Origin of the sequence: Sphingopyxis sp., assembly GCF_016463645.1 — a bacterium.
Lineage (GTDB): Bacteria > Pseudomonadota > Alphaproteobacteria > Sphingomonadales > Sphingomonadaceae > Sphingopyxis.
Map to the genome: position 1 here is coordinate 1 of NZ_JAEMQX010000144.1, position 8502 is coordinate 8502.

An 8502-nucleotide genomic window follows, 5' to 3' on the forward strand; every position below is an offset into this window, starting at 1 on the left:
CGTCCGCCAGGATTGGGGGATCGGCGGTGAGTTGCTGGCGCAGAAAGTGCTCGACCTGGTGGCCGGAAAAGCCGTGGATTCGTGGGCGATGCCGGTGGAATTGATCATCCGCGAGAGTTAGCCGGAAGTTGGCGAAGGTGCCGCGTGGCGCGCCATGAAATGCAAAATGGTATCGATACCTTGACATCGATACCATTTTGCGGGAAACCGTCGTTCGAGAGCGAAGGCCGGTGAGTCTTTGCCACGGGTGAGGATGGCGTGGCGCATATCGAACATTCCGAAGCGATGCAGCTCGTGCGGCGCGGTGCGGCGGCGACCGGTGCGGAGGCGCATGCGCTTTTCGCCCTCGCGGGCGGGCTCGTCGGGGTCGAGGGTGTGATCGACGAACGTGCCGACATGCCCTGTGCCTATCTGCCCGACGCCTATGTCAGCCGGCCGATCACCTATCATGAAAGCTTTCCCGGCTATGCGACCGCGACCGACACGCGGATCGCCTGCCCCAGCCCCGTGCTCCTTCGCCTCCGGATCGATGGCGAGCCGGTCGATTTCCACGCGGCCGAGCTTGTCGACACCGAAAGCACGCTCGATTTCGCATTCGGCCAGCTGCGCCGCCGCTCGCGGTGGCGACTCGCCGGCGGGCGGATGCTCGAAATCGCGGTCGACCGCATCGTCCCCCTGACGGGCGCGGCCGTGGTCGCGTCGCGAATCCGCATCCGCCCGATCGACTTTGGCGGCGCGATCGAGGCACGGCTGACCTACGGGACCGACAGCGCGAACCCCGGCGCCGCCGAGATCGACGACCCGCGCATTTCAGCACGGCTGCGGCCTGCATGGCATGTCACTCCCCCCCTGCCGGGCGATCCGTCCCCCGTCGTCCGGTTCGCCCAGGACGCCGTCGAGATCGCCTATCGCCAGCATGTCGCCTGTCCCGCCGCCGAGGTTGCGGGGGTCGATGCGGGACATGTCGTGCGCGGCGCGCTGGTTGGCGGCGGCACCCTGACCGTCGACCGGGTGGTGACGCTCGCCGCGGCGCGTGGCCGCCCGGTTGATCTCGCGGCGCTGGACGGCGCCGAGGTCGATTTCGACGCAATCGCGGAAGACCAGCGTGCCGCGACGCAGGCGCTGTGGGATCGCGCGAGCCTGGCGATCGACGGCGACGATGCGCTGACCGCGGCGCTACGCTTCGACCTGTTCCAGCTCCACCAGTCGGCGAGCCGCGATGCGAACCACAGTATCGGTGCCAAGGGACTCACCGGCGAAGGTTATGAGGGCCATTATTTCTGGGATGCCGAAACCTTCATGCTGCCGGTGCTCGCGCTGCAGATGCCGGAGCGGGCGAAGATCTTGCTCGCCTATCGCATCGGCAAGCTTGCCGCCGCTCGCGCGCATGCGAGGGCGCTGGGTCATGCGCACGGCGCGCTCTACCCGTGGCGGACGATCGCGGGCGACGAATGTTCGTCGCACTATCCGACGGGATCGGCACAATATCATATCAATGGCGACATCGCCTATGCGCTCGCGCTCTATGTCGCGGCTTCGGGCGATGAGGCGTTCCGCGCCGAAGCCGCCGAAATGCTGTTCGAGACCGCGCGCATGTGGATCGGGATCGGCGAATTCGATGCGCGGCGCGGCGGCGCATTTTGCATTTACGGCGTAACCGGGCCCGACGAATATTCGGCGCTCGTCGACAATGATTTCTACACCAACGCGATCGCGCGCCGCCATCTTGCCTATGCGGCCGAGACCGCCGACTGGCTGCGATCGCGCGGCGATCTTGCGCCGCTGGCCTCCGCAATCGACCTTGATGATGACGAGGTGGCGACATGGCGCAGGGCGGCGGAGGCGATGTGGCTGCCGGTCGATCCGGCGCTCGGCATCAATCCGCAGGACGACGCCTTTCTGGGCCGTCCCGAGCTGCCCGGCCTGACGTCGGCGCGCACGGGCGACGGACCGCTGCTGATGCGCTATCACCCGATGATCCTGTTCCGGCATCAGGTCGCGAAACAGGGCAATGTCGTCCAGGCGATGGCGATGGATCTCGTGCCGATGCCCATGTCGCGGCAGCGCCGGAATTTCGACTATTACGGCCGCGTCACGACGCATGATTCGACGCTCTCGTCGGTTTCCTTCGCGATCGTCGCGGCGCGGCTCGGCGACGAGGCAGCCGCGCTCGACTTCATGCGCGAATGCGCGTTCGTCGACCTCGAGAACCGTCACGGCAATACATCGCACGGGCTCCACATGGCGGCGCTTGCGGGAAGCTGGCTGGTGCTGGCGCAGGGGTGGGGCGGCTTGCGGCTCGACGGACCGGTGCCGGCCTTTGCGCCCAAGCTGCCGTCGGTCTGGACCGGCTATCGTTTTCGCATGCAATGGCGCGGCAGCGTGATCGAGCTTGCCGTCGACAGGGCGGGTTGCACATATCGCCTGCTGTCGGGCACGCCGCTCGACATCCTCGATCATGGCCGCGCGGTACGGGTTGGCCCGGATCCCGCCTTCCTGCCGCGCCCCACATTGAAGGGTGTCATCTTCGATCTCGATGGTGTGCTGACCGACACGGCGGAAGATCATTATCAGGCGTGGCAGGCACTCGCCGACAGACATGGCCTCGTGTTCGACCGCATCGTCAACGAGCGATTGAAAGGGGTCGACCGCGCGAGCTCGCTGCGCCTGATCCTCGATCAGGCGGGGGCAAAGGTCGATACTGCGGTGTTCGACGCGATGCTGGCGGAAAAGAACGCCATCTATCGCACCCGGCTCGCCGTCTATTCGCCGGCCAATCTCTTTGCCGGAGTGAACGAGCTGTTCGCCGGGCTGCGCGCCGCCGGGCTCCGGATCGGCCTCGCCTCGGCGAGCCGCAACGCGGGCGATGTCGTGCGGTTGCTCGGCATCGCGGACCAGTTCGATTTCATCGCGGACGCCGGCGCCGTCGCCCACGGCAAGCCTGCCCCCGACATTTTTCTGGCCTGCGCCGACGGCATGGGCCTGCCCCCCGACGCGTGCGTCGGGGTCGAGGACGCGCAAGCGGGAATTGCGGCCATTCATGCGGCGGGCATGGTGGCCATTGGCATCGGGTCGGAAGAGGCGCTGCCCGAAGCCGAGATCAACGTCCCCGCCATAGGCGATCTGACGCTCGAACGCATCCTGTCGGCAGAACGGGAAGCGGCGGCGCGCGGGCGCCTGTCAATCAGAACAGGTAAAGTGGAGGATATGCCATGTTGAAACGGACCCATCTGCTGTCGTCGATCGCGCTTCTCGCGATGCCGACGACGGCGTTCGCCCAGGAAGCGCCTCAGCCCGACGACGGCGCCGCGGCCAATGAGGAAATCGTCGTCACCGGCACCGCCGGTGGCGGGATCAACCGCCAGGATGCAGCTTTCGCGATCACCAGCATCAGCTCGGACGCGATCGACCGCGCCGCGCCGAACAGCACCGCCGACCTGTTCAAGGTCATCCCCGGCGTGTCGGCCGAAAGCTCGGGCGGCCAGAATGGTGCGAACATTTTCGTGCGCGGCTATCCGTCGGGCGGCGACGCCGAATTCGTCACGCTGACCGTGCAGGGCGTTCCCTTCTTCTCGCCGCCGACCTTGTCGTTTCTCGAAAACACGCAGCTCATCCGTATCGACGAGACGATCGAGCGCGTCGAAGCGGTCCGCGGCGGCACCGGCGCGCTGTTCGGCAATGGCCAGCCCGGCCTCACCGTCAACTTCGTCCAGAAGGAGGGCGGCCGCGATTTCGAAGGCCTCGTGAAGGCCAGCATCACCGACTATGGCGACCTGCGCGGCGACATGTTGCTGTCGGGCCCGCTCGGCGAAAACACCAGCTTCATGGTCGGCGGCTATTATTCGAGCGGCGAAGGCATCCGCAGCCCCGGCTTCACCGCCGAGAAGGGCGGCCAGATCACCGCGAACATCCGCCACGATCTCGACAAGGGTTCGCTCCTCGTCTTCGCGCGCTACCTCAACGATCGCGGCCAGTGGCTGCTGCCGATCCCGGTGATCCGCGACGGCGACAAGGTGCGCCAGTTCGGCAATATCGACCCCGGCACCGGCGTGCTCGCGGGTCCCGAAACGCGCCTCGCGGTGCTGCCCGACGGCACGCGCGCCGACCTTGCCGACGGCCGCGGCGCCAGGCTGATCAACCTCGGGACCAATTTCGACTACGAGATCGGGGAGGGCTTCCAGCTGCGCTATCGCGCGAGCTACCTCAAGGGCGATGCCGACACGACGGGGCTCGTCCCCGCCAGCACCGCGATGACCGCCGACGCCTATGCCGCTTCGCTCGGCAGCACGGTCGGCAGCCTGACCTATGTCAACGGGGGGCAGGCGGTGGCCGGCGATCAGCAGGTGATCCGCGCGGGCACGTGGATCGTGCGCAAGCAGATCGAGGATTTCACCAACGACCTCGCGGTCGAATGGGAAAGCGGGAACAACAAGTTCACCGTGGGCGCCTATTATTCGGACTTTTCGTCGGACGATCAGTGGAATCTCGGCAACGTCCACCTGCTGACCGCCGAAAACCACGGTCGCCTGCTCGACCTGACGCTCGCCAACGGCCAGGTCGCGACGAACAACGGCTATACGCAAGGATCCTTCTTCAACGTCAACGCTGCCTATGACGGCCGCGAATATGCCTTTTACGCGGTCGACGAGTATCAGATCACCCCCGAACTGCGCTTCGACGCGGGCCTGCGCTATCAGAATTACAAGGCGACGGGCACGATCGAGAACAACAGCTCGGTCGACATCGACGGCGATCCCGACACACTCTATGACAATGGCACCGCGGTACTCAACGGCACCTTCCGCAACATCGCGTACAAGAAGGGCGCCTGGTCGTGGACCGCGGGGCTCAACTACGACTTCTCGTCGTCGGTCGGTGCCTATGTCCGCTACAATCGCGGCAACACCAATCCCTTCTTCGACAATCTGCGCGACGGGATTTTCGTGTCGCCGCGCGTCGACAATTTCGAGGGCGGGCTGAAGGTCCGCACCGACCTCGTGTCGCTCTACGCCACGCTGTTCCATACGAAGTTCAAGGGGCTGGTGACGACGGTGATCCAGAACGGCGCGCCGGTTGCCGACATCGGCGGCGCGCGCAGCACGGGCATCGAGCTCGAGGGTCAGATCCGACCGGTCGACAATTTCGCGATCGCCTTTTCGGGCACCTGGCTCGACGCGAAGTACCGCGATTTCTTCGCGGGCGGCGGCACGATCGACCTCAGCGGCAACCGGGTGCAACGCCAGCCGAAATGGCAGTGGCGCGTGACCCCGTCGTACGACATCGAATTCGGCGACAACAGCAAGGTCTCGCTCTATTCGACCTTCTCCTATGTCGGCGACCGTTTCTCCGACACCGCGAACACCCAGTCGCTGCCGCATTATTTCAAGATCGATGCGGGCGTGACCGTCGACGTCAACAAGGCGCTGACCTTCGCTGTCACCGCCGACAATCTGACCGACAAGGTCGGGCTGACCGAGGGCGATCCGCGTACGCTGGGGCAGACGGGGGGCGAGGTCGTCAACGCGCGGCCGATTCTCGGGCGGTCGTTCCGCTTCAGCGCGGCCTATAAATTCTAGGGATCATCCCTCCCTTGGGTGGCCGCGGCCTCTTCGCGGCCACCTCTTCTTTTCCCGAGGCCCTTCTTTTTCTAAGGACAGCCGATGGCACGCACCCGACTGATCGCCGCGCTGATCCTGACCTATGTCGCGTTCGCGATGCTGCTCAACAGCGTCGGCACGGTCATCCTCCAGTCGATTTCCAGCTTCCACGTGACCAAACCCGAGGCGAGCACGCTCGAGGGGTTCAAGGACATCACGATCGCGATCGTGTCCTTCCTGACCGCGAGCTACCTGCCGCGGCTTGGTCTTCGCAACGCGCTGATCGGCGCGCTGTCGCTTGCGATCATGGCGTGCATCGTCATGCCGATCGCCGGTGGCTTCGGTGTCGCGCAACTGCATTTTGCAATGGTCGGCGCGGCGTTCGCGGTCGCCAAGGTCGTCGTCTATTCGACGATCGGCCTCGTCACCGACGGTCCGCGCGCGCACGCCAGCCTGACCAGCCTGATCGAGGGCATGTTCATGCTCGGGGTGCTCTCCTCCTATTGGGTGTTCAGCGCCTTCATCGATCCCGCCGGGCTGCGCTGGCTCAATGCCTATTGGGTGCTCGGCGCGATCACGGCGCTGGCACTCGTCCTGTTGCTGACCGCGCCGATCGACGAGCATCGCGCGCATGACGGCGAAGCCGATGCGGGCGACGGCCCGCCGTTCGTCGCGATGCTGAAGCTCGCGGCCCTGCCGCTGGTGCTGATCTTCGTCGCCTGCGCCTTCCTGTTCGTGCTGATCGAGCAGGGAATCCAGAGCTGGCTTCCGACCTTCAACAACGAGGTGCTGCACCTGCCTGCGCAGATGAGCGTCCAGGCGGCCAGCCTCTTCGCGGCCTGCCTCGCGATCGGGCGTTTCGGCGCCGGCGCGGTGATGGCGCGCTTCGACTGGTATCCGGTGCTGAACACATGCCTCGCCGCGCTCGCCGCGCTGATCATCCTCGTGCTGCCGCTCGCTGACGGGCTGACGCCGGGGGCGATCCACAGCTGGGCCGATGCGCCGGCCGCGGCCTTCCTCTTTCCGCTGATCGGGATCGCGCTCGCACCCGTCTATCCCACGATCATCTCGGTAATGCTGAGCGCGATGCCGAACCGCCAGCATCCGCCGCTGATGGGTCTGGTCGTCGTCTTCTCGGCGCTGGGCGGGACGACGGGATCGATCATCACCGGGGCGCTCTTCGCCCATCTGGATGGCCGGACGGCCTTTACATCGATGCTGGTGCCGACCGCGCTCCTCGCTGCGGGGCTGTTCGTCCTGCGCCGACGGATCCGGTCGTCGGGATCGTCGCGGCTGTCGTCAGCCCGCTGAAAAATTCAGCGTGGCGAGCGCGATGATGAAAAGGAGGATGACGGCCGCGAACAGCGCCGTCACTGCGGTAAACAGGAACGCGCTCGCCGGGCGCCGGGCATAGTGTCCGTCGCTTTCGCCCGGCGCAGCGAATTCGGGAGCCGCGCCCTCTTCCCCGTCGTGGGGTGCCTTGAGCAGCGCCGCGCTGATTGCGCTCGCGGGGACGGGCGACAGAAACTCGCACCCGAAGAGCCGGCCTTCGTTACGAACGACGCGCGCGGGTGCGGCACCCAGTTCGGGGAGCACGAGCAGAAAGGTCTCGCCGACCGCAAAGGCGGCGTCGGTCTCGATCAGCAGCCCGGTTCGCGAGAGGTCGCGGATGATGACGGCCGATTCGGCGGTCGCCGATCGCGCGGCGACGTCGAGCCGGAGCGTGCGGCGCTGCGTCCGCCGCCGGTCGGCCGTTTCGGCCGGTCCCGCAATATGGGCTCGCAAGGATCTCACCGCGCGTCTCCTTTTGACGGTCATCATCGCGCGGCAACCTTAATATTGCCTTGTCGCGGCCAATTTCCTCTCTCCGGAAACAAGGGCGTTTTAAACCCCGCGCGGCTTCAGCGTCAGCGGGAGTCCGGCGGTCAGCAACGCCACTTCATCCACGGTCGCGGCGACCGACTGATTGAGCTGCCCCGCCGCGTCGCGAAACGCCCGGGCGAGCGCATTGTCGGGCACGATGCCGAGGCCGACCTCGTTGGCGACGAGGATCAGTGTGCCGTCGAAGCGGGCGATCGCGTCGCATAGCTGCCTGTTGGCCAACGGGATATCGGCGTCGGCAAGCAACAGGTTCGACACCCAGAGCGTCAGGCAGTCGACGAGTACGACTGCTCCGCCACCGCCGAGCGCATCGATCGCAGCGGGCAGGTCGCGCGGCGCCTCGACGGTGGTCCAGCGTGCGTCGCGGTCGGCGCGGTGGCGCGCGATCCGGTCGCGCATCTCGTCGTCGAAGGCTTCGGCGGTCGCGACGAAAACGAGCTGCCGCCCCGCCGCCTCGGCTCGCGCCTGCGCATAGCGGCTCTTGCCCGAGCGCGCGCCGCCGATCACGAAAAGCGAGGCTCCGCTCATGCGCCGACCCCCGCGATCGACAGCATCGCGTCGATGTCGGCATGCGCCGCAAATTCGGCGGCGATGTCGTCGAGCGCGGCGTCGACATCGGCGGTATAGTCGCCGCCACTCCCCGCAACGCCGATCCGCGCGAGCAAAGCGCGGCGAAATTCTGGCAAGGCGAAGATGCCGTGCAGATAGGATCCGATCACATTTCCGGCTGCATCCATGGCCCCATCCTTCGCGTCATCCCCCAGCGTGGCGAAGGGCCTTGCGATGCCGGGGCCGCGGGTTTCGCCCATATGCATTTCATATCCCTCCACCGCTACGCCAAGAGCGGTGCCATTCACATGGCGCAGTGTCTTGGCCGGCGATAGTATCGTCTCGACATCGAGCAGGCCGAGCCCCGCGACTTCGGCAGCCTCTCCTTCGATCCCCAGCGGATCGGCTATCCGGCGGCCAAGCATCTGATATCCGCCGCACAGCCCGACGATCAGCCCGCCGCGCCGGTGATGCG

5 protein-coding genes and 1 pseudogene are annotated in these 8502 nt (G+C 66.3%); 3 read left to right on the forward strand and 3 right to left on the reverse strand.

Translation table 11 applies throughout. The features are described 5' to 3' along the window. Window positions 1–258: 258 nt before the first annotated feature. The 3 genes from pgmB (at window position 259) to JHC57_RS19325 (ending at window position 6908) form a co-directional block, all read left to right on the forward strand. Complete coding sequence (pgmB, locus tag JHC57_RS19315) at window positions 259–3219, forward strand: beta-phosphoglucomutase (protein WP_294032160.1); 2961 nt, start codon at window positions 259–261, stop codon at window positions 3217–3219. Beyond that, a complete protein-coding gene (locus JHC57_RS19320; protein ID WP_294032162.1) occupies window positions 3213–5576 on the forward strand; it encodes a TonB-dependent siderophore receptor in 2364 nt (787 codons plus the stop codon). The genes pgmB and JHC57_RS19320 overlap by 7 nt, the downstream gene beginning before the upstream one ends. Before the next feature lie 84 nt (window positions 5577–5660). Then, entirely contained in the window at window positions 5661–6908 is a 1248-nt protein-coding gene (locus tag JHC57_RS19325) for a sugar MFS transporter (protein WP_294032164.1), read from the forward strand. Here the strand turns inward: JHC57_RS19325 and JHC57_RS19330 are convergent. The 3 genes and pseudogenes from JHC57_RS19330 to JHC57_RS19340 form a co-directional block, all read right to left on the reverse strand. Next, the gene (locus JHC57_RS19330) at window positions 6897–7391 is read right to left on the reverse strand and encodes a PilZ domain-containing protein (protein WP_294032166.1); all 495 of its coding nucleotides are present in this window, start codon (window positions 7389–7391) and stop codon (window positions 6897–6899) included. The genes JHC57_RS19325 and JHC57_RS19330 overlap by 12 nt on opposite strands. Window positions 7392–7481: 90 nt before the next feature. Beyond that, window positions 7482–8006: a bifunctional adenosylcobinamide kinase/adenosylcobinamide-phosphate guanylyltransferase gene (gene cobU, locus JHC57_RS19335; RefSeq protein ID WP_294032167.1), complete on the reverse strand. Its 525-nt coding sequence runs from the start codon at window positions 8004–8006 to the stop codon at window positions 7482–7484. After that, window positions 8003–8502, reverse strand: a pseudogene (locus JHC57_RS19340) (cobyric acid synthase CobQ); the annotation flags it as partial. The pseudogene JHC57_RS19340 and the gene cobU, both read right to left, overlap by 4 nt.